Annotated in this window: 25 protein-coding genes; 3 read left to right on the top strand and 22 right to left on the bottom strand. The window is 49.5% G+C overall.

Translation table 11 applies throughout. The features are described 5' to 3' along the window. Positions 1 to 82: 82 nt before the first annotated feature. The 12 genes from MKX50_RS04845 to MKX50_RS04790 all read right to left on the bottom strand — a co-directional run bounded on the left by MKX50_RS04845 (position 83) and on the right by MKX50_RS04790 (position 12,752). The gene (locus MKX50_RS04845) at positions 83 to 1,690 is read right to left on the bottom strand and encodes a glycoside hydrolase family 43 protein (RefSeq protein ID WP_339158552.1); all 1,608 of its coding nucleotides are present in this window, start codon (positions 1,688 to 1,690) and stop codon (positions 83 to 85) included. A 941-nt stretch (positions 1,691 to 2,631) separates the two neighbouring features. Further along, positions 2,632 to 3,885, bottom strand: a complete 1,254-nt coding sequence (locus tag MKX50_RS04840) for an extracellular solute-binding protein (RefSeq protein WP_213594205.1) — start codon at positions 3,883 to 3,885, stop codon at positions 2,632 to 2,634. Between the two features lie 55 nt (positions 3,886 to 3,940). Next, a complete protein-coding gene (locus tag MKX50_RS04835; protein WP_213594203.1) occupies positions 3,941 to 4,837 on the bottom strand; it encodes a carbohydrate ABC transporter permease in 897 nt (298 codons plus the stop codon). A gap of 85 nt (positions 4,838 to 4,922) precedes the next feature. Further along, positions 4,923 to 5,810 (bottom strand): sugar ABC transporter permease, encoded by an 888-nt coding sequence (locus MKX50_RS04830; protein WP_213594201.1) that lies wholly within the window; start codon positions 5,808 to 5,810, stop codon positions 4,923 to 4,925. A 1,281-nt stretch (positions 5,811 to 7,091) separates the two neighbouring features. Then, positions 7,092 to 7,709: an NUDIX hydrolase gene (locus tag MKX50_RS04825; RefSeq protein WP_339160017.1), complete on the bottom strand. Its 618-nt coding sequence runs from the start codon at positions 7,707 to 7,709 to the stop codon at positions 7,092 to 7,094. A gap of 116 nt (positions 7,710 to 7,825) precedes the next feature. Continuing rightward, on the bottom strand, positions 7,826 to 9,100 hold the full coding sequence (gene ilvA / locus MKX50_RS04820; RefSeq protein WP_339158551.1) for a threonine ammonia-lyase IlvA: 1,275 nt from the start codon (positions 9,098 to 9,100) through the stop codon (positions 7,826 to 7,828). 83 nt (positions 9,101 to 9,183) lie between these two features. After that, on the bottom strand, positions 9,184 to 9,795 hold the full coding sequence (locus MKX50_RS04815) for an alpha/beta hydrolase (RefSeq protein WP_339158550.1): 612 nt from the start codon (positions 9,793 to 9,795) through the stop codon (positions 9,184 to 9,186). Next, positions 9,792 to 10,748 (bottom strand): ring-cleaving dioxygenase, encoded by a 957-nt coding sequence (locus MKX50_RS04810; RefSeq protein ID WP_213594196.1) that lies wholly within the window; start codon positions 10,746 to 10,748, stop codon positions 9,792 to 9,794. The genes MKX50_RS04815 and MKX50_RS04810 overlap by 4 nt, the downstream gene beginning before the upstream one ends. 162 nt (positions 10,749 to 10,910) lie before the next feature. Next, positions 10,911 to 11,159 (bottom strand): hypothetical protein, encoded by a 249-nt coding sequence (locus MKX50_RS04805; RefSeq protein WP_155609900.1) that lies wholly within the window; start codon positions 11,157 to 11,159, stop codon positions 10,911 to 10,913. Between the two features lie 74 nt (positions 11,160 to 11,233). After that, positions 11,234 to 11,665: a DUF4064 domain-containing protein gene (locus MKX50_RS04800; protein WP_339158549.1), complete on the bottom strand. Its 432-nt coding sequence runs from the start codon at positions 11,663 to 11,665 to the stop codon at positions 11,234 to 11,236. Positions 11,666 to 11,692: 27 nt separating this feature from the next. Beyond that, positions 11,693 to 12,598 carry an ABC transporter ATP-binding protein gene (locus tag MKX50_RS04795; RefSeq protein ID WP_213594192.1) on the bottom strand — a complete coding sequence of 302 codons (906 nt, stop codon included), beginning with the start codon at positions 12,596 to 12,598 and terminating at the stop codon, positions 11,693 to 11,695. A gap of 4 nt (positions 12,599 to 12,602) precedes the next feature. Further along, positions 12,603 to 12,752 carry a hypothetical protein gene (locus tag MKX50_RS04790; RefSeq protein ID WP_339158548.1) on the bottom strand — a complete coding sequence of 50 codons (150 nt, stop codon included), beginning with the start codon at positions 12,750 to 12,752 and terminating at the stop codon, positions 12,603 to 12,605. Positions 12,753 to 13,469: 717 nt separating this feature from the next. On the opposite strand from MKX50_RS04790, the gene MKX50_RS04785 reads away from it, so the two are divergent. The 3 genes from MKX50_RS04785 to MKX50_RS04775 all read left to right on the top strand — a co-directional run bounded on the left by MKX50_RS04785 (position 13,470) and on the right by MKX50_RS04775 (position 15,181). After that, entirely contained in the window at positions 13,470 to 13,760 is a 291-nt protein-coding gene (locus tag MKX50_RS04785) for a hypothetical protein (protein WP_213594190.1), read from the top strand. A gap of 107 nt (positions 13,761 to 13,867) precedes the next feature. Continuing rightward, positions 13,868 to 14,353 (top strand): stage II sporulation protein M, encoded by a 486-nt coding sequence (locus MKX50_RS04780; RefSeq protein WP_213594188.1) that lies wholly within the window; start codon positions 13,868 to 13,870, stop codon positions 14,351 to 14,353. A gap of 207 nt (positions 14,354 to 14,560) precedes the next feature. After that, positions 14,561 to 15,181 carry a YIP1 family protein gene (locus tag MKX50_RS04775; RefSeq protein WP_213594186.1) on the top strand — a complete coding sequence of 207 codons (621 nt, stop codon included), beginning with the start codon at positions 14,561 to 14,563 and terminating at the stop codon, positions 15,179 to 15,181. An 11-nt stretch (positions 15,182 to 15,192) separates the two neighbouring features. On the opposite strand, the gene MKX50_RS04770 is transcribed toward MKX50_RS04775, so the two are convergent. The 10 genes from MKX50_RS04770 to purS all read right to left on the bottom strand — a co-directional run bounded on the left by MKX50_RS04770 (position 15,193) and on the right by purS (position 25,561). Further along, on the bottom strand, positions 15,193 to 15,381 hold the full coding sequence (locus tag MKX50_RS04770) for a helix-turn-helix transcriptional regulator (RefSeq protein ID WP_213594184.1): 189 nt from the start codon (positions 15,379 to 15,381) through the stop codon (positions 15,193 to 15,195). Positions 15,382 to 15,397: 16 nt separating this feature from the next. After that, entirely contained in the window at positions 15,398 to 15,604 is a 207-nt protein-coding gene (locus MKX50_RS04765; protein ID WP_213594182.1) for a hypothetical protein, read from the bottom strand. A gap of 196 nt (positions 15,605 to 15,800) precedes the next feature. Next, positions 15,801 to 17,066: a phosphoribosylamine--glycine ligase gene (gene purD / locus MKX50_RS04760; protein ID WP_339158547.1), complete on the bottom strand. Its 1,266-nt coding sequence runs from the start codon at positions 17,064 to 17,066 to the stop codon at positions 15,801 to 15,803. Positions 17,067 to 17,340: 274 nt separating this feature from the next. Further along, the gene (purH, locus tag MKX50_RS04755; protein WP_213594178.1) at positions 17,341 to 18,888 is read right to left on the bottom strand and encodes a bifunctional phosphoribosylaminoimidazolecarboxamide formyltransferase/IMP cyclohydrolase; all 1,548 of its coding nucleotides are present in this window, start codon (positions 18,886 to 18,888) and stop codon (positions 17,341 to 17,343) included. A 315-nt stretch (positions 18,889 to 19,203) separates the two neighbouring features. Beyond that, the gene (purN, locus tag MKX50_RS04750; RefSeq protein ID WP_213594176.1) at positions 19,204 to 19,836 is read right to left on the bottom strand and encodes a phosphoribosylglycinamide formyltransferase; all 633 of its coding nucleotides are present in this window, start codon (positions 19,834 to 19,836) and stop codon (positions 19,204 to 19,206) included. Continuing rightward, positions 19,836 to 20,879, bottom strand: a complete 1,044-nt coding sequence (gene purM / locus MKX50_RS04745; protein ID WP_213594174.1) for a phosphoribosylformylglycinamidine cyclo-ligase — start codon at positions 20,877 to 20,879, stop codon at positions 19,836 to 19,838. Before purM ends, purN begins: the two co-directional genes overlap by 1 nt. Positions 20,880 to 20,938: 59 nt before the next feature. After that, on the bottom strand, positions 20,939 to 22,417 hold the full coding sequence (gene purF / locus MKX50_RS04740; protein WP_339158546.1) for an amidophosphoribosyltransferase: 1,479 nt from the start codon (positions 22,415 to 22,417) through the stop codon (positions 20,939 to 20,941). Beyond that, entirely contained in the window at positions 22,402 to 24,645 is a 2,244-nt protein-coding gene (purL, locus tag MKX50_RS04735; RefSeq protein WP_339158545.1) for a phosphoribosylformylglycinamidine synthase subunit PurL, read from the bottom strand. The genes purF and purL overlap by 16 nt, the downstream gene beginning before the upstream one ends. After that, positions 24,623 to 25,312, bottom strand: coding sequence for a phosphoribosylformylglycinamidine synthase subunit PurQ (purQ, locus tag MKX50_RS04730; RefSeq protein WP_339158544.1), 690 nt, complete (start codon positions 25,310 to 25,312; stop codon positions 24,623 to 24,625). Before purQ ends, purL begins: the two co-directional genes overlap by 23 nt. 3 nt (positions 25,313 to 25,315) lie before the next feature. Further along, entirely contained in the window at positions 25,316 to 25,561 is a 246-nt protein-coding gene (gene purS, locus MKX50_RS04725) for a phosphoribosylformylglycinamidine synthase subunit PurS (protein WP_055109705.1), read from the bottom strand. Positions 25,562 to 25,631: the final 70 nt, after the last annotated feature.

The raw sequence follows: 25,631 nt of genomic DNA, 5'->3' as shown, positions 1-25,631 counted from the left end.
TTCTGCCTATCCGGCTCTCCAATAGCAAATCCTGTTCGGATCTATTTCTCGTCTACCTTAGCTAACCGACCGCAGCTGATATCTACTCGTCCAGCTCGCGGTATGTGAAATAATCGAAATCGGCATGGAGCTGGCGGCCGCTCAAATCCTGAGCGCATATGCCGATAAAAGCTCCGGTAAAACCCTGATCGAGGGCAATGCCGTCCTTGACCAGCTCCGCGTTCTCATCCGAGAGCTTGGTCGCGTCCATTTCTCCGCCAATTGCGAGCCACTCTTCCCCGTCGCGGGAATAATAGAAGCGCAGCGACTCGTAGCGAATGACTGCTTTCATATAGCAGCGCTCCCAGCCTTCGATAGATACCGGCGCCTCCAGAGGTTCGTCATAGACGCCGCGGTCGCTCAACATGATGCCTAGGCATTTGCCCAATTGTTCATCATGGCTGATCTGTAAGTAATAATAGTTTTTGGTATTGTAGTAGTAGATCAGACCAGCCATCTGCTGGTAGCTGTCAGGTGCAAATTCAACAACGGTCTCCGCTTCCACGAGAAAAGACTGCTGCCGGCGCGCCACCAGACTCTGGCGGTGATGCGAATACAGCGACTCCCGGCCTCTCAGCCGCAAATAACCCGGGCGCTCCTTCAGCGACGCCCATGCTTCAGCAAGCGGCTCGCGCAGTGTGCTGAAATGGCGGCTGATCTCCCCTTCGTCGAAATGCTCGGTCTCTGGCTCTGGCGCAAAAGGATGCTCCGGCAGGCTCGGCCCCGCCACCTGTACCTGCGGCTCATGATCGCCCGTCGTCAGGCGCAGCCAGCCGTCCTCCGACCATTCCACCTTCTGAATGGCCGTCTCGCGGCCGAGCGTGCAGCACATCGATGGCCGCAGCGGCCGTCCGCACAGATGCACGACGTACAGCTCGCCATGCTGCGTCTCCACCATGCTGCCGTGGCCTGCCCGCTGCAGTGCCGCTTCCGGTCGATCTGCCGAGGTCAGCAGCGGACCGTTCGGGTCAGCCTCGTAAGTGCCGAGCAGCGTAGCCGAACGCGCCATCGTAATGGCATGGCCGTACCGGGTTCCGCCTTCGGCTGTCATCAGATGATAATAGCCGTTTGCCTTATAAATATGCGGACCTTCCGTCAAACCCAGCGGTGTTCCCCGGAAAATATTGTGGATCGGCCCAACCAGCCGCTGCTCCTCTTCCGAATATTGCTGAATGACGATGCCGCCGAAGTGGTTTTTCCCTTTGCGGTGATCCCAAACCATGTTCAGCACCCATTTTGTACCGTCCTCTTCATGGTACATCGATGGATCGAAGCCGCTGCTGTTCAGGTAGACCGGCTCCGACCATGGGCCGCGGATATCCTTCGCTGTAACCAGGTAGTTATGCGTATCCTTGAACGGCCCCATATGGCTTTTCACATCGGTATATATTAAATAATATGTTCCATCATGATAGCTTAGGCAAGGCGCCCATACTCCGCCGGAGTCGGGATTCCCCATCATATCAAGCTGGCTCGTCCGGCTCAGCGGATGACCGATGAGCTGCCAGTTCTTTAAATCCCGGGAATGATGGATCTGAACCCCCGGGAACCATTCAAACGTTGAAGTCGCGATATAGTAATCATCGCCCACCCGAATGATCGATGGATCCGGGTTAAATCCCCTCAAAATCGGATTGATAATTTCAGACACCGCATTTTCCTCCATTTCGTCCTAGTTGTCTGCATCCCTGCAGCTTTCACGGTACAGCTTCTTGTTGGAAATTTATAAGTTGAACTTAGATGGATGTGGGCAAGTACAAAAAAATGTTGTGCCTACGATCGCTGTTGCTTGCTCCCATATTTCTTGGATGAGATGGATTCATAAGAGGGAGAAAACAGGGGCTCAAAGGCGACCTCAAGCTGATGGCTCCCGAAGCAGCCTAAAGCGGTCACTAGCTTATGCGCCCAGAGTAGCTTTCTTTCCGAAAGCTTTCACTCTTCGGAATCATTTTTCTCCCTTGCCTGCATCTATTCTTTAGTTCAACTTATAAGCCTCGTGCCACTATAGCTGTGTATACAAGCTGTTGTATACAAGCGATGTACACTAAAGATGTTGTACACTTAGCTATGCCGCATACTAAATGGAAATCGTGTACCTAATAATGCTCTAAAAGGGTGTTTCGGGGCTTAGATGGATTTTATGCACCTAAAATCAAGTATCCAATCCATGCTGGCCGTTTTCCTTCTTTTAATGACCTGAAGTACATTTAAATCTACTTTCCCTTCTTTGTCACAAAAACTAACTACAATAAATCCATTTAGATAAGTTGAACGATTGAGATGGATGTAGGGCAAGTACAAAAAAAAGTTGTGCCTACGATCGCTGTTGCTTGCTCCCAGATTTCTTGGATGAGATGGATTCATAAGAGGGAGAAATCAGAGTCACAAAGGCGACCTCAAGCTTAAGCTTGCGAACCAGCTTGCGAACCAGCCTTAAGGCTAACGGCGTTTAAGTCTATTTTGGCCATCACATGTCGATCACTAGCTTATGCGCCCAGAGCAGCTTTCTTTCAGAAAGCTTTCACTCTTCGGAATCATTTTTCTTCCTTGCCCGCATCCATTCTTTAGTTCAAACTTATAGTTTCGCCGCCCTTACTTAATCTTCGCCAATTCTTCCTTCACATCATTGCTGCTCTGGCCGACGATAGCGCCCATCAGATCCAGGAATTGGTCGGCCCGTCTCGCATCAAGCGTCTGGTCGTAATAGCCGAAGAAGCCTTCCAGATTGTCGCTGATCGACTTATCGTATTCATAAGCAAGCGGATGCATCTTGGAATCGTCGAGGCCAGGATTTTTCATCGGGCTGATGTTAGCGCCTTCGTAAATTTCCTTTCTCTGCTCCGGGCTGGACAGGAAACGAATCGCGGTATAAGCCGCGTCCTGATCCGCCTTGGACGAGATCGCCATGCCTACGCCAAAGCCGCCTTGATACACGTTGATGCTGCCTTGGCCGCCATCGACCGCAGGGAACGGCACGAAACCTACCTTCTCCGCAAACTCATCGTTCAAAAACGCTTCCATTGCCCATTCTCCCTGTAAATACATCGCCGCACGTTCGTTAACGAACAGCGATTCCGCAGCGGCATAATCAAGTCCCAGGAATCCATTTACAAATCCCTTTCTATCAATGGCCAGCTCTCTTAGCATCTCCCCGGCTTGCACGAAGCTGTCCTGCGTGAAATCGGCTTCCCCGTTTTTGGCCTTCTCGAACGGCTCCGTTCCACCGACCCGCTGAGCCAGATAAGAGAACCAGTGCAGCATCGGCCAGCGCTCCTTGCCGGCGATCGTAATCGGCGTAATATCCTTCGCGTTCAACTGATCTACCACACTTAAAAGTTCATCATAGGTCGCAGGCGGAGTCAAGCCATTCTCGGCGAAGATCTCTTTATTATACCAGAGCGATACGCCGCTGAATAAGACAGGAATGGCATAGGTCTTATCTTCATAGGTGAACGTATCCAGTCCGCCCGGCAGCACGTTATCTTTGAACTCCGCGTCCTGGGCCAGCTTGTCCGTAATATCGCCCAGCATATTTGTGGACACCAGCGTATCGAACGTTTCCCCGCTCCAGTACGTAATGATGTCCGGCAGCTGATTGCCCGCAATCGCCACCTTCATTTTCGTTTTCAAAGCCTCGTCCTCAAAAAACTCCGCCGTCAAACGAATATCCGGATGCGTATCATTGAATTCCTTGATCGACTGCTCGATCGTGTCCCGGCTGCGCGTCTCCATGCTCCACATTGTCAATTCCTTTACGCCTGCCTGTTTCTTGCTCTCCCCTTGATTGGAGCATGCCGTAACGGTAAGCAACACGGCAAGCATCACTACTGCGAATGCCTTCTTCATTGGTGTTCCCCCTCGATTTGTCATGTTTATTATAAACCCAAGCCTGTCCCTGCACCTAGCCCTTGACGGAGCCAGCCACAACCCCTTTGTGAACGTACTTTTGCAGGAACATGTACAGCATAAGGATCGGGGCTGTAGTTATAACTAATGCCGCGCTGATCAGTGAATAGTCTGCGCTGAAATTGCCTTTGAACATCATTAGTCCGATCGGCAGCGTTTTCAAAGATTCCTTGGAAATCATCACTAACGGGAAGACGAAATCATTCATAATGTTGAAAAAAGAAACGATCGTCACCGTAGCCAGCACCGGCTTGGCCAGCGGAAAGTATACGCGGAAGAAGCTCTGGTATATGCCGCAGCCGTCCACGGTTGCCGCCTCCTCGATCTCCCTTGGCACCTCCCGGAAAAATCCATAGGACAGAAACACCGCCACCGGCAGGTTAAATGCGATATATGGAAAAAATAACGCCCAAAACGTATCGTAAGTGCCGATCCGGTTCGAGATCATGAACAACGGAATCAGCGTGCTGTGCACAGGAATGAGCATGCCTAGAAAGAACATTCCCAGCAGCAGGCCGGAGCCTTTGAAAGGACGGGCCGCAAAATAAAATCCGATCAAGGTCGCCACGATCAGCAGACCGATCACAGAGAACAGCGTAATGTACAAGCTGTTGAACAAATAGCCGCCGATTCCTTCGCTCCAGGCTTTGGCGAAATTGTCGAACCGCCATTCCGACGGCAATCCCCACGGATTCGCGAAATACTCCTTGTTGCTCTTGAAGGATGAGATGACCATCCAAACAAACGGATATCCCGTAAACACCAGGTGAGTCAGCAGGATAGCGTACAGCAGGGATTTCACAGCGGTTTTCCGGCCAAAAAAGCGTCGTTCGCTGCTTACTCCCGTGGTCTTCGGCTGTTGACGATGTGCTGCCGCATGTGCTCTAAGCAAGATGACCCTCTCCTTTCTTTAGGATGATGAAATTTATTCATAAGCATCTTCAGCCAACGTTTCAGCTTCCTCCGCTCATGTTTTTTTATTGGAATTTAGCGCTGCCCTTGTTCAGCAATTTGAAAATGATCAACGCCAGGAACAGCCCGAACAGCAGCAGGAAGGTCGATATGGCGCTTCCATACCCGTAATCCATCAGCTTGAAGGCGTTCTTCATCATGTAGCTGGCAATGACCTCGCTGGAGTTGTTAGGTCCGCCGCCCGTCATAATATAGATGAGGTCAAAATACTTCAGCGAGTTGATGACACAGTTCAGCACCGTGAACGTAATCGTTCCCCAAATGAGCGGAATCTGAATGTTGAATACGATTCTCCATTCGCTGGCCCCTTCAACCCGCGCGGCCTCGAGCACTTCGTCGGATATATTCTGCAGCGCTGCAAAATATACGACAACATAGAAGCCGATAAACTGCCAGGCAACGACTGCAATAACCGAAGCCAGCGCCGTCCCCGTCTCCCCAAGCCAGGCATGTGTCCAGCTCTGCAGGCCAAGCTTGATCAGCAGGTTGTTCAGCAGGCCGAAGTTTGGATCATAGATTTGCGCCCACAGGATGCCCAGCACCGCGGTCGACAGCATCACGGGCGTAAAATAGATCGTTTTCATAAAATTGGAGCCTCTCAGCTTGTAGCCAAGCAGAATCGCCAGAAACAGCCCGACCGGCAGTTGGATCAGCAATGCCCCCAACGTGAGGAACAGCGAATTTTTTAACGAAATCCATAACACCGGGTCCTGAAACAACCGCGTATAATTGTCCATTCCGGTAAAAATCATGGCCGAAATCGCATCCCATTGAAACAAGCTGTAATACATACTCATCCCGATAGGAACAATGATAATCGCAGCAAAAATCAACAGCGCAGGCCCCATAAAAAAGGCTCCGCTCGTCAGCCGCTTCAAGCCCGTCTCTCTCATTGCAGCTCTCCCCTTTCTCATCGCAATTGTCCTGCTTGCTTTCAAGAACCGTTCCCTAGATCACTGGCGAAGGGTTCATCACATCTGTCGTGTACAGCTGCCCGGCTCCTCTCGTGAATCGCATCGCGCGACGCCTTCCACCCATAAGGGTGTTGGCTGCATAGCTTCCACGCGCTACGAGCCTCCAACTGGTGGCGTTGCGCTGCATGCCTGCCAAACCTGGGGAACTCCCAGTACGGCGCTGCACTGCATGCCTGCCTAACCTGGAGAACTTCCAGTGCGGCGTTGCATTGCATGCCTGCCTAACCTGGAGAACTTTCCAGTGCGGCGTTGCACTGCATGCCTGCCAAACCTAGGGAACTCCCAGCGCGGCGCTGCACTGCATGCCTGCCAAACTTGGGGAACTCCCAGCGCGGCGTTACGCTACATGCCTGCCAAACCTGGGGAACTCCCAGCGTGCGTTGAGCTATATAGCCTTTCGAACCCTGGGAACCTCTAGAGCACGTCCTTGGCATCCCATAACAGTGCTAAGCCACCACACACGCGCAATCTGTATACGCTTACAGGAACAATTGTAACAATAGTTCTATCGCTTGTTATGGCACGACGATTAGTTAAAATAGGACATCGATTGGGTTCTTCTCTCGCTCAGCTTGTAGATTGCTGAAGCTGTCATTGAGCGTTCCGTTGAGTGCAGCCGCATGGGTAGGAAAAAGTACAGGGGTAATTAAGTTTAGTGCGAGTATAGGGACGAGCGGCAAGTGTAGGGCCGAGTGGTGAGTGTAGGGGTATGTAGTAGTAATGGAGAGTAATGTTGATAGCGTAGATAAATGTAGGGGATATAGGGGACGGAGAATATTCAGGTAATGAAGAGTAATGGAAGTAATGGTAATGAAGGGTATGGACCGGGTTCAACGTGAGGTAAATGGAGAGGCGAGACCTTATGGACACCATAGACGCTATCTGTGACAAAACTGCTCATTACCGTACCTAACGGACACAGAAGACCCTATTCGCTAAAAATCACCGGCTAAAGCAGCCTTTTTAGCTGAATAAGGCCTCTCAGGTCCGTTAGCCTGGGTTTGTACTCGATTTTGCGACAATAGCGGCTCCTCGGTCCGTTAGTAACTTGCTGACAACCCAAAAAAGCAGCCCATCCAGCTCAATGAACTGTAACCTATTTCATAAATCCGGTCACAGTCCACTTTGGCCGCTGTAGGCTGCCTTTAATTTGCAACAACTCTTTAAGCTCAAACAGGCTGCTGAGTGCCGCAGTTCATTCTAATCGACAATTGCCGGTTTATCCGGGTTTCTCAGAAATTGGAACATCATCTTGATCTGCTCCTCTGTGTTTCTTTGGAGGGATAGCTTCGGAAGCTGATTTTCCTCAAAAAAAGCCGCGCCGCTCGTCTCAAGACCCTCTGCGGCCTCACCGCCGACAATTTTGCATTGAATGAAAAATTTATAGACGTGATACGGTTCTGGAGGGTGATCATGGAATTTTTTATCCAGAACAGCGAGCAAACGAACCGGTACCGCTTCGTAGCCGGACTCTTCCTTGATTTCCTTCACCGCCACTTCGGTAGGAGACAGCCCGATATCTCCCCAGCCTCCAGGCAATGCCCAGTCGCCGTCAAGCTTCTCCTGTACAAGCAGTATTTTGTTATCCTTGAACACAACGCCGCGAATATCCACCTTTGGCGTAGCATACCCTCGCTCATTAGCGAACGACAGTTTAATAATCTCCCGGTCCACAGCAGTATAACTATTCATAATATCGATGCTGATTTCTCGGAGTGCTTCATAACGTTCCACATCGTAGACATCCTTCGTATAGGCAAGCCCGGTCTGAGCAAGCGCCTGAATTTGCTTTGCCCATTCCAGCCATTTTGGATCCATGCCCATCTGCACCCGACCTCCGTTCTACAACCAGATTATTCCGCCGATCCAAACTCACCAACTCAAGCTCCAACTCCAATTGAAGCTAAAATCAAAGCCCAAGTCTAAACTCAAGTTCAAATCAACAAATTAAACAAATTCAAATCCCGGTTCAGCTCCGTATAGGTAATCCCCTTTGCTTTCATGCGGCCGATCAAGGCTTCATAATCCGCCGGGTCGCTCAGTTCGATGCCCACCAATGCCGGTCCGTTCTCTTTATTATGCTTTTTCGTATACTCGAACCGGGTAATGTCATCGTTTGGCCCCAGCACGTCCTGCAGGAATTCACGCAGCGCTCCGGCACGCTGAGGGAAGTTCACCATGAAATAATGCTTCAATCCTTCATAAATGAGCGAGCGCTCCTTCATCTCCTGCATGCGGTCGATATCATTATTGCCGCCGCTGATGACGCAGACAACCGTTTTGCCGCGGATTTCGTCCTTATACATATCCAGCGCGGACACCGACAGCGCTCCGGCAGGCTCCACTACGATCGCACTATCATTGTATAAATCGAGAATCGTTGTGCAGGCTTTGCCTTCCGGCACCTTAACGATATCGTCCAGCAGCTCGGCGCAAATGTGATAGTTCAAATCACCGACCCGCTTCACGGCTGCACCGTCTACGAACTTATCAATCGTCTCTAGCGTCACCACCTGATCCTGCTTGAACGACTCGCTCATGGAGGCAGCCCCCAGCGGTTCAACCCCGATTAATTTTGTCTCAGGACTCATCGCCTTGATATATGAGCCGACCCCCGAAGCCAATCCGCCGCCGCCAATCGTTACGAACACATAGTCCGCCGGCGTATCCAGGTTCTCCAGAATCTCCATGCCGATCGTTCCGTTGCCCGCCACAATCTTCGCATCGTCGAACGGATGAATGAACGTCATGCCGCGATCCCGGCATGCCTTCATCGCTTCCTCATAAGCATCGTCATACGTATCTCCAGTTAAAATAACTTCCACATGCGAGCCGCCAAACCGTTTAACCTGCTTTACCTTCTGATTGGGCGTCGTGCTCGGCATATAGATAGCGCCTGGAATTCCCAGCGCATTGCAGGAGAAGGCTACACCTTGCGCATGGTTGCCTGCGCTTGAACAGACGATGCCCTTCTCCAGCTCATCCGGACTTAGGCTGCGAATTTTATTGTAGGCTCCGCGAATTTTGAAAGAACGGACGACCTGAAGATCCTCCCGCTTCAAAAACACCCGGCAGCCGTATTTCGCCGACAATGTCGCATCCAGCTGCAGTGGTGTACGCACCACGACTTCCTTAAGCACATGATGGGCCCGAACGATCTCTTCCATGCCTACCGTACGTTGTTCTGTTTCTTGTTCCGTTTGATTCATTCTTTTCTCCCCGCTTCTTATAAGCAAAATTAGTAATTCTCTATATGAAAATATAATGTAGTCCTGATTGCTCTCTTATCATTTTATAGCGCAAATGCCTGTCTGAACCAGGCAGCCGCCGCGTCAATTTCCGTTCCGGTCAAGCTATGTCCCGCATTTTCCCAGTGCACCGTCAGCTTGGCGCCCGCTCCTTCCAGCAGGCTGCTCAGCTCCTCTGTCTCGGCCGGGGAACACATCCGGTCATTTCGCCCCGCTCCAATGAAGACGGGAACGTTCTTCAAGTCCGGCAGCACTACGCTGCGCAGCGGAACCATCGGGTGATGCAGCACGGCCCCGCTAAGGGCATCATTATAATGAAACAGCAGACTCGCCGCGATATTAGCCCCATTCGAATATCCTACAGCAACATAATTACGCCGATTAAGCCCATACTTCACGGCCGATTCATCGAGAAAATCATACAGCTCGCGAGTCCGCAGCGCCAAATCCTCCTCATCAAACACACCTTCGGCCAACCGGCGGAAAAAACGGGGCATCCCGTTTTCAAGCACATTCCCGCGAATGCCGAGAACCGAAGAATCCGGCGACAGAGCCACGGCAAGCGGCAGCAAATCGCTCTCCGTTCCTCCCGTGCCATGCAGGAGCACCAGCACCGGCGCCGACCTGTCCTTGCCTTCGTGAAATAAATGCCTCATTCTTCTGCCTCCTCTTCATATTCTAAAGAGCGTACCTGAAAGCTGCTCAAATGAGAAAGAATCGCGCTGCGATGCGGCTCATAACGATCCGGCAGCATCAAGTTCTCACCAAGATGCACCAGCGGCTCGTCAATCGTAAACCCTGGAGGATCGGTAGCGATCTCGAACAGAATGCCGCCCGGTTCGCGGAAATACAGCGCTTTGAAGTACTCGCGGTTCACGATCGGCGTTGGTCGGAGACCGCACTGCTCGATCATCCGCCGCCACTCTTCCTGTTCCTCGTCATCCTTCGCCCGCCAGGCGATATGGTGAACGGTTCCGGCACCGCCGCCGCATCTCGGAATGTCCTCCATATTCAAGTCGATCCAATTGCCCAGCTCGCCCGTCGCCTGATACCGAATCAACCCTTCTTCCTCGCCGACCCGCTTCATATCGAGTATCAGTTCCAACACCCTTGCGGTGCTCTCGCTATCGCTGCTGAACAGCAATGCGCCGCCGAATCCCTTAATCGCATATTGCAGCGGCACCCCGCTGAAAGACCATGTACTCGCTGGTCCTTCCGCGCGCTCCACCAGGTCGATCAGCAAACCGGAATTATCGGTGAAACGCACATAATCCTCGCCGAAGCGCGAAATGTCCATGAAGGGAATCCCGAACTTTTTCAGACGTTTGCGCCAGAACAGCAGACCCCCGGGCGGGACGGCATATACCGTTACCCCAACCTGTCCTCCCCCGATCATCCCGTTCTCCGCGCCTTCTTGCGGAAAAAAGGTCATGATCGTTCCTGGATCCCCCGCCTCATTCCCAAAATATAAATGATACACCTCTGGGGCATCGAAATTAACCGTCTTCTTGACCAATCTCAAACCGAGGACGCCTGCGTAGAAATCCACGTTCCCCTGAACATCTCCCACAAACGCCGTAATATGATGTATTCCTGCCGTGGTTGGCATGGCTCGTCCTCCCGAAAAAACTTCTTCTCGTTATTATACGTAACCTGAGTCAACAATTCATCTTCTATCGCAAAATATAGGCCGAGAAAAATACAAACAGCGCCAGATTTTATCTGACGCTGCTTACATTGGCTGCTTTAGAATACCGTTATTGCTGCACGGTCACTCCACTTGCCCGCTGCGGCGTTTTCCAGAATGCCCTGTATTCTCGAAGTCATCCGCAATATCGTGTTCGGCAGGATGGTCGGCTAGCTCTGTAAGCTTCCATTCCGTCGAACCCATAATCAGATCTGCTGGGAACTCCTGCCCACGGTATAAATATTCCGAACGCCCCCATTCATCCGTATAAAGCCCTTCCACTTCCACCCTCTCACGCGAGATGGGGAGCATATCCTTCTTTTCCTTGCTCATAATCGATTCGACGCCTCCATTCAACAATAAATCGCAAATGATTTTATCGTTAAGATGCGTCAGAATCGGTTTGCTTATCCGGGGATATTTTGATCAGCATAAGTCGATGGTTTTTTAGTCAAAGCCAGAATGCCCGCGATAATAAAAAGAACCCCTGGAACGAATCCGACGAAAAAAGATGAAATAAAAATAACAATCGCGGACAAAATAAATAATATGCCTGCTAATGTGGATTTAGCATTTTTCTTTAAATTAAATAATGCTATCAGCACTAAGATAAATGAAATAATTGAACTCCATAATAGCATTCCCGCAGCATTCTGCAATGAATCTATGATAGAAACCGCATTTGTGTCACTTTGAATAGTGTTCAAGTTTTCATTGAGCCTGGTTTTAAATTCATCGTTCTTTGTTAAAACCAATGAAACACCACCAAAAAAACCAATAAAAACAACAATAATACTTCCGATGGTACCCAATGTTTTCTCCGCAGTTCTTTTAATCATACAACTTCACCATCCCATAATACGTTTTTATTCTCCTAGAATAATATCCTTAAGCTGCAAATCAGATGATCTTACTTCATAAACTTTGTAAGAATGCTCTATTAATGTTTTTAAAAGTAGTGAAATGTCTTCGTCATCAGACACCTGAATGACAATAGAGTTAGATTCCTGACTAATAATTTGAATATTTAATGCGAATTGGTTTAAAAAATCAGAGGTTACAACTGGAGATGAACGTATAATTAATTTTCTTACTCCTTGCCTTTTATATATCAATGCTTCAATAGTACCAATATCCGTTAATTCTCCTGATTTCAGAATTGCCACCCGGTCACAGCTCTTCTCAACTTCCTCCATGTTATGCGAAGATAACAGAATGGTTTTCCCTTCGCCTCTTAACTTTAGCAATAAATTTTTAATATGAAGTACGGAATGTACGTCTAATCCGGAAGTAGGTTCATCTAAAATCAAAAGCTGCGGTTCTCCGACAAGAGCCTGAGCCAAGCAAAGTTTTTTTTTCATACCAAAGGATAGCGCCTTTATCCGTGTATTGGAAAGCTTTGCTTCCAGACCAACCTGCTCGAGTAGTTCCCTTATATTTTGTAACGATAACTTTGCTCCTTTAATTTCCGACATATAACTTAGAAAGAAACGGACTGTCATGTCTTGATATAAATTATCAACATCAGGCATAACACCAATTACTTTTTGTGTTTCTTTATTCATGGTGCCGGTATTATCATAGATAACAAATGACCCTTGAGTAGGTTTTTTAATTCCAGTCAGTATATTTATCAAAGTAGATTTTCCGGCTCCATTATGGCCGATTAGCCCAACAATCTCTCCCCTATAAATAGTTAGGCTAATATCCTTTAAAATATCCTTTTTTCCAATGGACTTATTTAAATTACTTATTTCTATTGCAGGAATCATTCGGCTAATAATCCTTTCGTTGTAGAATAAAGTAACTTAAACAAAACAATATTAATGCAGCGATAAAGGGAACAAGCAGCAGTCCTAACGTCAGTTCGTTCGCGTAATACGGAATCACGGCATGAACCATACTCCAATACCAAGTATCAGACATGGATGATATTAGCCCTAACACAGGAAACACTATTCCCATCAATATACTAACAAGCAAGCTCTGATTTCCCCGATCGAACAATATAGAAAAACAAACAACCACTGAAAGAGAGAGTAAAATACAAGAAATGGAGCTCATGAATTCTTGGAAATAAATCTTTCCTGAGGACAGGTATACAAGAAAATATGAAACCGTTAAAGTCAATAGCCAAAATAGAAAAGCCGCTAGAATTTTTCCCAAAAAAATTTTTAGCAAACTAGTTTTTGTAATAAGGAGCCTAATTGTCCTTAACTCAATTTCCTTATTGAAAATGTCATAAAATACGGCTGCTACCAAAATAGGGCCTAAAAAAAACACAAAAAATTTAATGCTAGAGGTTATATCTACCTCTGCCCCATGATTTTGAATGGTAGTAAAATTCCTCGAAAAAAAATATGAAGACAATGCTGTGCTGAGGTATATGAAAAGTGAGATAGTTATAGCTTTAAAACTGCTTGTATATATAAATAATTCTCTTTTCAGGATTGCCCTCAACCAATCACCCCTTATCTTTTATCCCTTAGTCAAAATATAACATTTATCGTTTTTATTGTAAATATAATGAGATTTCATTGCTTATTTATCATATTATGGTTGCTTTTTACATAAACAGGAAATAGAATATTAATAGGGAATTTAATAGGTATGTGACTATAAAATGTAAAAGGAGGAATTTTTATGATCAGTCACTTGTCTAATGCGAAGAAAAATATTGTATTTTTAGCTTCAGCCCTTGCATTGATTGCTTTCGTAGCATTCTCATTGACTAATAAAGATACCCAAGTAAATGTCGTTACTATTCTAAATCAATTGGGAATAGTTAATCCTCCAGCTTGGCTGGTTTGGGCACTTGTTGCTGCAGGCGCAACTTCCGTTATCGTTGCGCTTCTAGTATCCGGAGGATGGATTGCCTCTATCCCAGCATGGGCTGAAGCTGCATTGCTAGCTGCAGACTCATATGCACTTTAAGTAACAGCTTTGACCTCTGCCAAGGTCAAGTACGTATATTTTAAAGTTTAACTAAATTTTTTGGGCGTCACATACCTATTAAATCCCAAGAATTGATGGTGATGATTATGACGTGGATTAATAAAAGTACACTTTTATGGATTGTAATATTGGTTTTTTTACTTTTTTCGCTTCTAGGCTTTATAACAGCCGATGTAATCGTTATTCAGGCTGATAAATCTAAATTACAACCCGTCTTTGGTGAAATCTATTTTCAAAATTTGAAAGTAGCTTTAATTATTCTCTTTGGAGGTATTATAACTGCCGGCATAATCCCCTTAGTTATCCTCATTCAAAACTCCATCATGTTTGGAGTCGGTATAAAAAATGCTTCCTACAGCTTTGAAAATTTACAATACATTCTTACACACGGTGTTCTTGAAATGCCCATGTTCGTATTATTTACCTTTATTAGTTTAAGGCTTACATATGAAATCTACACATCCAGAAAAAACGATATTTCCATAAGGAAGTTAACGATTCTTTCAATAATTGCATTTATAGGCCTGACACTCGCAGCATTGATTGAAACATTTATTACTCCTCAACTTTGACTAAAAGGGGACTGAAAATGATATTCAAGAGAAAATTGGAAATTGTTTGCAATATATGCGGGAGAACGATTAAACCGACGGAATATGCTTACTTTTTACTTCGTTTACCTTCCAGCATTAACATGCCAATTGGAAGATTAGATGCAATGCTCAGCGCCCGGTCTAAGAAGAACATATGCGAAAAATGTTTTGAAGGAAGGTAAGAACATGAGTACTTTTTATAAATTGATTTTCAATCATAGAGAAACTTATTTAAACTTAAATGTTGAAAAAAGCCATCAGCCATTGTTGATAATATTATTATCCAGTTTAATTAATGGCATTGTTACGTATTTCACCATTGAATCACAAATCACTATGGCAACACAGCAACTAAGTGAAAAAATCGACCATAGTTTAAACGGCTTGGAAATAATGATGTCAGTAATCTCCATTATTATCGGATCTTTATTTCCCTTATTAACCATTGCAGCAAATGCTCTATTATTCTTTTTATTTGCTAAATTCCTAATAAATTACTCCAACTATAAATATATATTTAAATTTTTTACTTATATATTCCCTATAACTTTAGCTGGAAACGTGCTTAATTATTTCTTGAAAAATATTTTTCCTATCTCTGGGGTGCGGTGGACTTCATTAAATGCAGTTTTTCAGACGAAAGGTCCGTTAGGTTTATTCCTGAATTCCCTGGATCTGTTTCAGATATGGACAATTGTTCTAATCTATTACTTCTTGGTTGTATCAATTAAAATGCCTAAATCAAGTGCCTTTTCCGCCATAAGCGTATATTGTGCACTAATTGTTTTGCCCATATTTATTTTATAATGTAACTGGCATTATTCAAAGAATAACTCTTCTACCGATACTTTAAGAACTTTGGCGATGTTCATGGCCAATTTCAAGCTAGGATCATATTTGTTATTTTCTACCGCATTAATGGTTTGCCGTGTTACATTTACTTTCTCCGCCAATTCCAACTGGGACATGTCAAGTTCTTTTCTTTTTAGATATATGTTATTTTTCATCGCACCCAACTCTCCATTATTGCACTTTTTGTTTCATAATCATCATCGAGACGAAAAAGAGAATCAAACCTGCTAGTAAAATTATAAATTGAATCCCTAGTTGATTGTTAAATATCAGATCTATAATTGTCCACAATAACAAACTGACTGTATAAAAAATACCAAGCCATTTTGTAGCTCGCGTAGCGAGTGACATTTGCATTTCATCCGCTTTTCTTTTCATCTTCAACACCTCTTTTAATATTATTTGTTAATAATTGTAACACAAAAAAAAGAAAATGTAAAACATGTTTTACATTTTGGGTTATTTCATTAATTTTATACTTATTTTCCTTTTATGTTCTATGGATTTATTTATTATAAAAAAGGGCCGGTCCAATTCATTTGCTTGGACAGCCCTTTTCAATTTACCCCAAATATTATCGCAGCGCTTTAGCCGCAATGTCCGAACGCTGATGCTTGCCTTCGAAGGTGATGCGCTCCGCTGCAGCATAAGCCTTTTCGCGGGCTTCCGCAATATCCTGCCCCAGCCCTACTATACCAAGCACACGTCCGCCGTTTGTAACCCACTCTCCGGCTTCATTCTTTGCCGTCCCGGCATGGAATACAAGCGCGTCCCCGGCTGAATCCAGCCCGGAAATCGGCAGTCCCTTTGGATAGGACGCAGGATAGCCTCCTGAAGCGAGCACGACGCATACCGCCGCTTCATTGCTCCATTCGATTTCAACCTTGTCCAGCGTGCCGTTTACAGCAGCCAGGAAAATTTCCAGCAGGTCGCTCTTCAGCCGCGGCAGCACGACCTGGGCCTCCGGGTCGCCGAACCGGGCATTGAACTCGATCGTCTTCGGCTTGCCGTCTGGGGAGATCATCAGCCCGGCAAACAGCACGCCGCGGAATGGGCGGCCTTCTGCCACCATCGCCTTGGCGGTTGGTTTAATGATCGTCTCGACCGCTTCCTCAATAATGGAATCCGCGATATGCGGCAGCGGTGAGTAAGTACCCATGCCGCCCGTGTTTGGTCCCTTGTCGTTATCATAGACCTGCTTATGATCCTGCGCTGCCGACATCGGACGTACGACTTCTCCATCCACAAAAACCAGAATCGACATTTCCTGCCCTTCGAGGAACTCCTCGATGACCACCTGGCTGCCCGCGTCGCCGAATACCTTGCCAACCATAATGTCTTTCAAAGCCGCTTCCGCTTCCTCGCGCGTAAAGGCTACCGTTACCCCTTTGCCCGCAGCAAGCCCGTCCGCCTTGATGACGATCGGCAGCTTCTGCTGGTCGAGGTACGCCTTGGCCTCCTCATAATCGTTGAACTTCTCGTAAGCGGCTGTCGGAATGTTGTATTTTTTCAGCAAATCCTTCATGAACGTCTTGCTGCCTTCGATATGGGCTGCATTTTTGCGCGGCCCGAACACCGGAATGCTCTTCGCTTCGAACGCGTCCACGATACCATCCGCCAGCGGATCATCCGGTCCGACCACGACCAGGCCTACCTCTTTCTCCTGAGCGAACGCTGTTAGCTTATCAAATTCGTTCACCGCAATCGGAACGATCTCCGCTACTTGACCGATTCCTGCGTTTCCCGGCGCGCAATAAATTTTGCCAGCCTTTGGGCTTTTGGCCAGCGCCCAGCAAATTGCATGCTCCCGGCCGCCGCCGCCAATCACTAAAATGTCCATACCGCTGCTCCTCCTCATATCCAAACAGCAAACGGCAGGCCGCCTCTGCGGTCCACCGTCCCTGTCCATTCTGCAAAGTTATATAAAGTTTATTTCGTGATCAAAAGCCGGGTTTTCAGCACCGAGAAGCTTGGATGAAGCCAGGGGCTGAGGAGCGGAGCATAGGCAAAACCTATGTGAGCACCGCAAGCCCCGGCTGAATTCAAGATTCGACGCCGAATCCGCTTCTTTGAAACACTTCGTGATCAAAAGCCGGCTTTTAAAACTACCTCTATTAGTGTTTGAAGTGGCGGATGCCGGTGAAGACCATGGCGACCCCATACTTGTTCGCCATTTGGATTGATTCCTCGTCCTTGACCGAGCCGCCCGGCTGGATGATCGCCGTCACACCAGCTTTAGCCGCGGCTTCTACCGTATCGCCCATCGGGAAGAACGCGTCGGAAGACAGTACGCAGCCCTTCACTTTGTCGCCGGCCTGCTCGATGGCGATTTTCGCCGAGCCGACACGGTTCATTTGACCAGCGCCTACGCCGATCGTCATATCGTCCTTCGCCAGTACGATCGCATTAGATTTAACATGCTTAACTACTTTCCAGGCGAACAGAAGCTGCTTCAATTCTTCCTCGGAAGGAGCTCGGTCGGTAACGACCTTCAAATCGGACTCCTGCAAGGAATGAACGTCGCTGTCCTGAACGATCATGCCGCCGTCGATCGAAGTGACCACAAGCTGGCTTTTGCGATTGGCTCCAAGCTCCAGGCCGTTTACCTTCAACAGGCGAATGTTTTTCTTCTGCGTCAGTACGGCAAGGGCTTCATCCGTAAAGCCGGGAGCGAGGATGATTTCCAGGAAAATCTCCTTCAGCAGCAGTGCCGTTGCTTCGTCAATGATGCGGTTTGCCGCGACGATGCCGCCGAAGATCGATACCGGGTCAGCTTCATGCGCTTTGCGGAATGCCTCGTAAATGCTCTCCCCAATGCCAACCCCGCAAGGATTCATATGCTTAACGACCACGACCGCAGGCTCTTCGAATTCCTTCACGATTTGCAGAGCCGCATTCGCGTCATTGATGTTATTATAGGATAGCTCTTTGCCATGCAGCTGCTCGGCCGAAGTGAGCGTATCCGCCGCAGCCAACGGCTTGCGGTAAAACGCTGCCTTCTGATGCGGATTCTCGCCATAACGCAGATCCTGAATTTTCTCGTAAGTAACCGTTAAGCGTTCAGGAAGCGGATCCCCGTTCACATTCGACAAATAATCGGAAATCAAGGCATCGTAAGCCGCCGTATGACGGAATACTTTGGCCGCAAGCCGTTTGCGCGTATCCAAGGTTGTGTCTCCCTCGGCAGCAATCTCATCCAACACCTTGCTGTAATCGCCGGAATCCACGACGACGGAGACGAAAGCATGGTTTTTGGCAGCGGAACGCAGCATGGTCGGCCCGCCGATGTCGATATTCTCAATCGCATCCTCGTAAGTGACGTCCGGCTTCGCAATCGTCTCCTGGAAAGGATACAGATTGACGACAACCAGATCGATGTAATCCAGGCCAAGCTCCTTCATCTGCGCTTGATGCTCGGCGCTGTCCCGTACCGCCAGCAGTCCGCTGTGAACAGCAGGATGCAGCGTCTTCACGCGGCCGTCAAGCACTTCTGGGAAGCCCGTTACATCGGAGATGCCGATGACAGGAATTCCTTCCTTCGACAGCAGGTTTTTCGTGCCCCCCGTTGAAATGATTTCTACTCCTAATTGCGACAGCCCGCGGCAAAAATCCACGATACCCGTTTTATCCGAAACGCTAACCAGCGCTCTTTTGATACTCACGATTGGCTTCCTCCTCTATATTATGGCAAGAATAACACCCCGGCCTCAGGCCGGACTGGCTATAATGGCATTAATGCTCCTCTATTCGATCGTACGGATGGATAACCCGATATTTCTCGGGAAATATCGAAATCCATATGATCACCTCTGTAAGACAACCGGCAATCGACATTCACGCTAAGAAAATCGTCCGCATTTTGCGGCTGTACCCTCAGTACGACAACGTAATTTCGCTAAACATGCTCGGAATCCGCTGCTAAGCTCGTTTTACGATGAAGCGAATCCTGTACCTGTCAGCATCGGCTGGTATTTGCTTCAACCTACCGTGATGCGCCGTCCATCGATCCGGACTTTGCCCGCGGCAAACCAGCTTACCACCTGCGGATACAAGTCCCTTTCAGCCGCGTGAATCTTCTCCTCAAGGGATTCGACAGTATCCTCCGGTGCGATTTCTACAGCCTGCTGGGCAATAACCGGCCCCGTATCCATGCCGCCATCAACCAGATGCACCGTCACGCCGGTAATTTTGACGCCGTACTCCCAAGCCTGCCCGATCGCGTCCTTCCCCGGAAAAGACGGCAGCAAGGACGGATGGATATTAATCATGCGCCCTTGATAAGCGTCAACCAGAACCGGAGTCAGCAGCAGCATATATCCAGCTAGCACAATCAGGTCTACGCTTCTGCGCTCGAGCTCCTGCGCGATTTCCGCCTCATAATCCTCGCGGCGGGCATAGGCTTTCTTCTCGAACAAGAAACATTCCACGCCGGCGCGGCGTGCCCTTTCGACAACGGGAGCCTCCGGCTTGTTGCACACAAGCAGCACGATTTCCGCGCCGAGCTTACCCTCGCGGGAGGAGTCCAGCAGCGTCTGGAAATTGCTGCCCTGACCGGAAGCGAAGACCGCGATCCGGTAAGGCCTTTGGCTCCCTACAGTGTGGCCCGTCATTATACGTCCGCTCCCGTAAACTTCACTTCCCGGCTGCCTTCCGTAATCCGGCCGATCACATAAGGCGTTTCTCCGGCTGCACGCAGCGCCTCAACTGCCTTATCAGCATCTTCCTTCGCTACAACAATGACTAGTCCGATTCCCATGTTAAAGGTCGTGAACATATCACGGTTGCTGACGTCGCCCTTCTGCTGAAGCAGCTCGAAGATCGGCAGGATCGGCCATGAGCCATGGTCGATCTCAGCGTTGACGTTGTCAGGCAGTACGCGGGGAATATTCTCGATGAATCCGCCGCCCGTAATATGCGCCATTCCTTTCACCCGTACCTGCTCCAGCAAAGCCAAAACCGGCTTCACATACAGCTTCGTCGGCGTAAGCAGCACATCGCCTAACCGCGCTCCGTCAAGCTCAGGCAGCGTATCATGCAGACTGTAGCCGCATTGCTCCAATAGAAGCTTGCGAACGAGCGAGAAGCCGTTGCTGTGAACCCCGCTTGATGCCAGGCCGATCACTGTATCCCCTGCTGCAATCGTGCTTCCGTTGATAATCTTGCTCTTATCGACTACGCCTACCGTAAATCCGGCGATGTCATACTCGCCTTCGGCATACATGCCCGGCATTTCCGCCGTTTCTCCGCCGATCAGGGCACATCCGGACTGGCTGCAGCCATCCGCGATGCCTGACACGATCGCTTCGATTTTAGCAGGAATGACTTTATCGCAAGCCAGATAGTCCAGGAAGAAGAGCGGCTCCGCGCCTTGTACGACCACGTCATTGACGCACATCGCCACCGCATCGATTCCGATCGTATCGTGCTTATCCATTGCGAAGGCAATTTTCAGCTTCGTTCCCACGCCATCAGTGCCCGATACCAGAACAGGCTCCTCATATTTATCTTTGTTCAAGCCGAACAAAGCTCCAAAGCCGCCCAAATCCGTTAATACTTCAGGGCGGAACGTCCGCTTGACGTGACTCTTCATCCGTTCTACCGCTTCATTGCCCGCTGCGATATCCACACCGGCATTTTTATAGGCTTCAGACACGAAGGACACTCTCCTTAAACAATCATTTTATTTAATCCTATTAATTGAATCACATTACCTTAGCAGCCGCAGCCGAACTTCTCTTCGCCTTCAAAATCCGTCCGTGTCGGATAATCGTTGTCAAAGCAGGCCATGCACAGGCCGCCCTTATAATCCTTCGCGTTATCCCCTTCCACCGCACTGATCAAGCCTTCGGCACTTAGAAACTCCAGCGAGTCCGCATTGATCTCCTTGCGGATTTCTTCAATGGACTTCGAGGAAGCGATCAGCTCCGCCCGGCTTGGTGTATCGATGCCGTAGAAGCAGGGGTTTTTGAACGGCGGCGAGGTAATCCGCACATGCACCTCCGTCGCCCCGGCTTCGCGCAGCAGATTGACGATCCGGCGCGATGTCGTCCCGCGAACGATCGAATCGTCGATCATGACAACACGCTTGCCTTCAACCACCCGGCGCACGGCGCTCAGCTTCATCTTCACGCCCTGCTCGCGCAGCTCCTGGCTCGGCTGGATGAAGGTGCGTCCCGTATATTTATTTTTGATCAGGCCAAGCTCGTAAGGAATGCCCGTCTGCTCGGCGTAGCCAATGGCCGCGGAAATACTGGAATCCGGCACCCCGGTTACGACGTCGGCATCGACGAACGATTCCTGTGCCATGACCTGGCCCATCCGTTTGCGGGCCGCATGCATATTAGAGCCGTTCATATCGCTGTCCGGACGGGAAAAGTAGATGTACTCCATAGCGCACAGCGCCTTGCGCTGAGGCTGCGCATAACGGTCCTCATGCACGCCTTCAGCATCCAGCACCAGCATTTCACCCGGTAAAATATCACGGATCGACTCCGCTCCGACCACCTCAAACGCGCAGGTCTCCGAAGAGAACAGATAGGCATCGCCAAGTCGGCCCATCGTGAGCGGGCGCAGCCCATGCGGATCGCTGGCGATAATCATTTTATCGTTCGTCAGCAGCATGAACGCGAACCCCCCGACCAATTGCGCCAGCGCGTCCCTTGCCGCCTCGACGAAATCCTTCGGCGAGCGGGCGATCAGATGCGCGATCACTTCGGTATCACTCGTCGTCTGGAAGATGGAGCCGCTCTGTTCCAATTGATGACGGATTTGCGGCGCATTGACGATGTTGCCGTTCGTGGCTACCGCGAGATCTCCGTCCCGGTACTTGAAAATAAGCGGCTGCGCGTTCATCAGGCTGCTGTCGCCATTTGTGGAATAGCGGACATGCCCGATGGAACGGCTGCCATGGAGCGAAGCGAGCAGGTCCCGGTCGAACACTTCCTTCACCAGCCCCATGCCGCGATGATAATTGAACTCATTGCCATTCGTGACACAGATGCCCGCGCTCTCCTCCCCCCGGTGCTGCAGCGCATGCAGGCCGTAATAGGACAAAGAGGCGGCTTCAGGGTGACCAAACACCCCGAAAACGCCGCATTCCTCTTTTAACGTGTCAAAAATATCGCTCTTGCCTGTTCCCTGATTATAATAGTCTCCTGTCCAAAGCCCTTGCGGAATTATTGCATCAGACATGGAATTACATCCTCCCAGACCTGCTTCAGCTCGCTTACCGGTCTAGCCAGCACGGAGCGGGCATTCACAGAAATCTCCAATTTGTCGCCTGTGACTTGACCGATCTTTTGAACCGGAACGCCGTAGGACGCGATCAATTGCTCGAGCTCAGCAGCCTTGTCTGGCGCAGCCGACAACAAGATGCGGGATTGCGATTCGCTGAATAGAGCAAAGTCAGGACGAAGCTCTGTTGCAAAATCGACTTTAGCGCCTAGGCCGCCGCTGATGCAGGATTCGGCCAGGGCTACGGCCAGACCGCCTTCGGACAAATCGTGTGCAGATTGCACAAGTCCTTTTTGAATCGCGGCCAGTACGCCGTCCAGCAATTTTTTCTCGACATTCAGATCCAGCGCCGGCGGACGTCCTTCTGTCACACCATGAACTACGGCCTGGAACTCGCTGCCGCCTAGTTCAGCGTATGTCTCGCCGAGCAGGAATACCACGTCGCCCTCAGCCTTGAAGCCTTGAGTTGTAATGTGATCTGTATCGTGCACAAGACCGACCATACCAACGACAGGCGTCGGATAAATTGCGCCTTTGGCATTCTCGTTGTACAAGCTGACGTTACCGCCGATAACCGGCGCATTCAGCACACGGCAGGCTTCAGCCATGCCGTCAACCGCTTTTTCCATCTGCCAGAAAATATCCGGCTTCTCCGGGCTTCCGAAGTTCAGGTTATCCGTAATTGCCAGCGGCTCGGCTCCCGAGCAAACGACGTTGCGCGCCGCTTCGCTGACCGCAATGCGTCCGCCCACTTCAGGATCCAGGTACACGAATCGTCCGTTGCAGTCCGTCGTCATGGCCAGTCCCTTGCGTGTGCCGCGGATCGTCACAACCGCCGCATCAGAGCCCGGCTGAACCGCCGTACTGGTGCGAACCATGTAATCGTATTGGTTATATACCCACGCTTTGCTGGCTACGGATGGGGAGGACAATACTTTGTCCAGCGCCCCGTTCAAATCCGTCACTTCGTCATAGCGCTGTGTATCTACATTTGCATTTTCTTCATAGTAAGCCGGTACAGCGGATGGCTTGTTGTAAATCGGGCATTCGTCGACAAGCGCCGTCACCGGCATGTCGCCCACGACCTCTCCTTTGTGGATCAGTCTGAGCCGTCCGTCGTCGGTCACTTTACCAACTTTGGCGCAGATTACGCCCCAACGCTCAAAAATTTCCATCGCCTGAGCTTCATCCTTCGGCTCCACGACGAACAGCATACGCTCTTGGGATTCGGAGAGCATCATCTCATAAGCCGTCATGCCCTCTTCGCGCTGTGGAACCTCATCCAGGTACAGCTCCAGGCCGTTCCCCGCTTTACTTGCCATCTCCGCGCTGGAGCAGGTTAGTCCTGCCGCGCCCATGTCCTGAATACCAAGCACGATGCCGGAATCGATCAGCTCGAGACAGGCTTCCATAACCAGCTTCTCCATGAATGGATCGCCGACTTGGACGGCTGTCCGTTTCGATTCGGACTCTTCCGTCAGCTCCTCGGATGCGAAGGTTGCCCCGTGGATGCCGTCGCGGCCTGTTGGAGGACCCACGTAGAATACCGGGTTGCCTACGCCTTTCGCTACGCCGCGCTGGATTTTGTCATGATCGATCAAACCTACGCACATCGCGTTAACAAGCGGATTGCCTTCATAAGCTTCATCGAACACCACTTCGCCGCCAACGGTCGGAATGCCGATGCAGTTGCCGTAGCCCGCGATCCCGGAGACGACATGCTCGAACAAGTATTTCACACGGTCGCTCTCCAGCTTGCCGAAGCGCAGGGAGTTCAGCAGTGCCACCGGTCTTGCGCCCATCGAGAAAATATCACGGATAATGCCGCCCACGCCTGTCGCCGCGCCTTGGTAAGGCTCAACTGCGGAAGGGTGGTTATGGCTTTCGATTTTGAAGACGACCGCCTGGTTGTCGCCGATATCCACGATGCCGGCGCCTTCGCCCGGCCCCATCAGGACGCGCGGTCCGTCGGTCGGGAATCTGCGAAGCAGCGGTTTGGAATTTTTATAGGCACAGTGCTCGGACCACATGACGCTGAATACGCCGATTTCGGTGTAGTTCGGTTTGCGCCCCAGAAATCCGCAGATCAGCTCGTACTCACTGTCGGATACACCCATCTGTTTGTAAATTTGCTGTTCAGCGATTTGCTCTGCATTTGGTTCCTTAGCGGACACTTGCTGACTCATGCCGATCCCTCCAAGCCTTTAATATCGATGTAAACATGCGTTTTCCGTCCTCAGACCCCAGCAGGCTGTCCACCGCACGCTCAGGGTGAGGCATCATGCCGACGACGTTGCCGCGTTCATTGGAAACTCCCGCAATGTCGTCTACGGAACCATTTGGATTATCTACATAACGGAAAATAATTTGATTGTTCGCCTTCAATTGCGCGTGCGTCTCTTCATCACAATAGTAGTTCCCCTCGCCATGAGCGATCGGAATATGAATTTCCTCGCCCTTCTGGTATTGGGTCGTGAACGGATTGTCGTTGTTCTCTACGCGAAGAACGGTATCATGGCAGCGGAATTTCAGCGTCGCGTTGCGGCGCAGCGTGCCTGGCAGCAGCCCCGCCTCGGTCAGAATCTGAAATCCGTTGCAGATGCCAAGAATATATTTACCTTGTTCGGCGGCTTTAGCGACCTCGGCCATCACCGGAGCAAATCTCGCAATCGCTCCGCAGCGCAAATAGTCGCCGTAAGAGAATCCGCCCGGAACTAGGATGCAATCATAAGCGGAAAGATCTGTGGCGGTATGCCACACATAATCGACTGGCTCGCCTAACGTGTCTTCAACGGCTTTGTAGCAGTCGATGTCACAGTTGGAACCGGGAAATACGAGTACTGCGAATTTCATGGATTAGCCCTCCAATTCAAAGCGGTAATCTTCAACGACCGTGTTGGCCAGCAGCTTTTCGCACATTTCTTTGACGCGGGCTTCCGCCTCGTTGCGATCATTTGTATCGAGCTGCAGCTCCAGATATTTACCGATGCGGACACTTTCAACCTCTGCAAATCCCATGGAATGCAGTGCACCTTGAACGGCAACCCCTTGCGGATCAAGTACGCTTTGCTTGATGGTGACATAAACGGACGCTTTAATCATATTCCTCGTGTTCCTCCTAAAAAATAATAATGAATGATCATAGTTATGGTGCTGCTGGTATTACTAGTGT

Origin of the sequence: Paenibacillus sp. FSL W8-0186 (genome assembly GCF_037969765.1) — a bacterium.
GTDB lineage: Bacteria > Bacillota > Bacilli > Paenibacillales > Paenibacillaceae > Fontibacillus > Fontibacillus woosongensis.
This window is presented reverse-complemented; position numbering and strand designations above follow the sequence as displayed.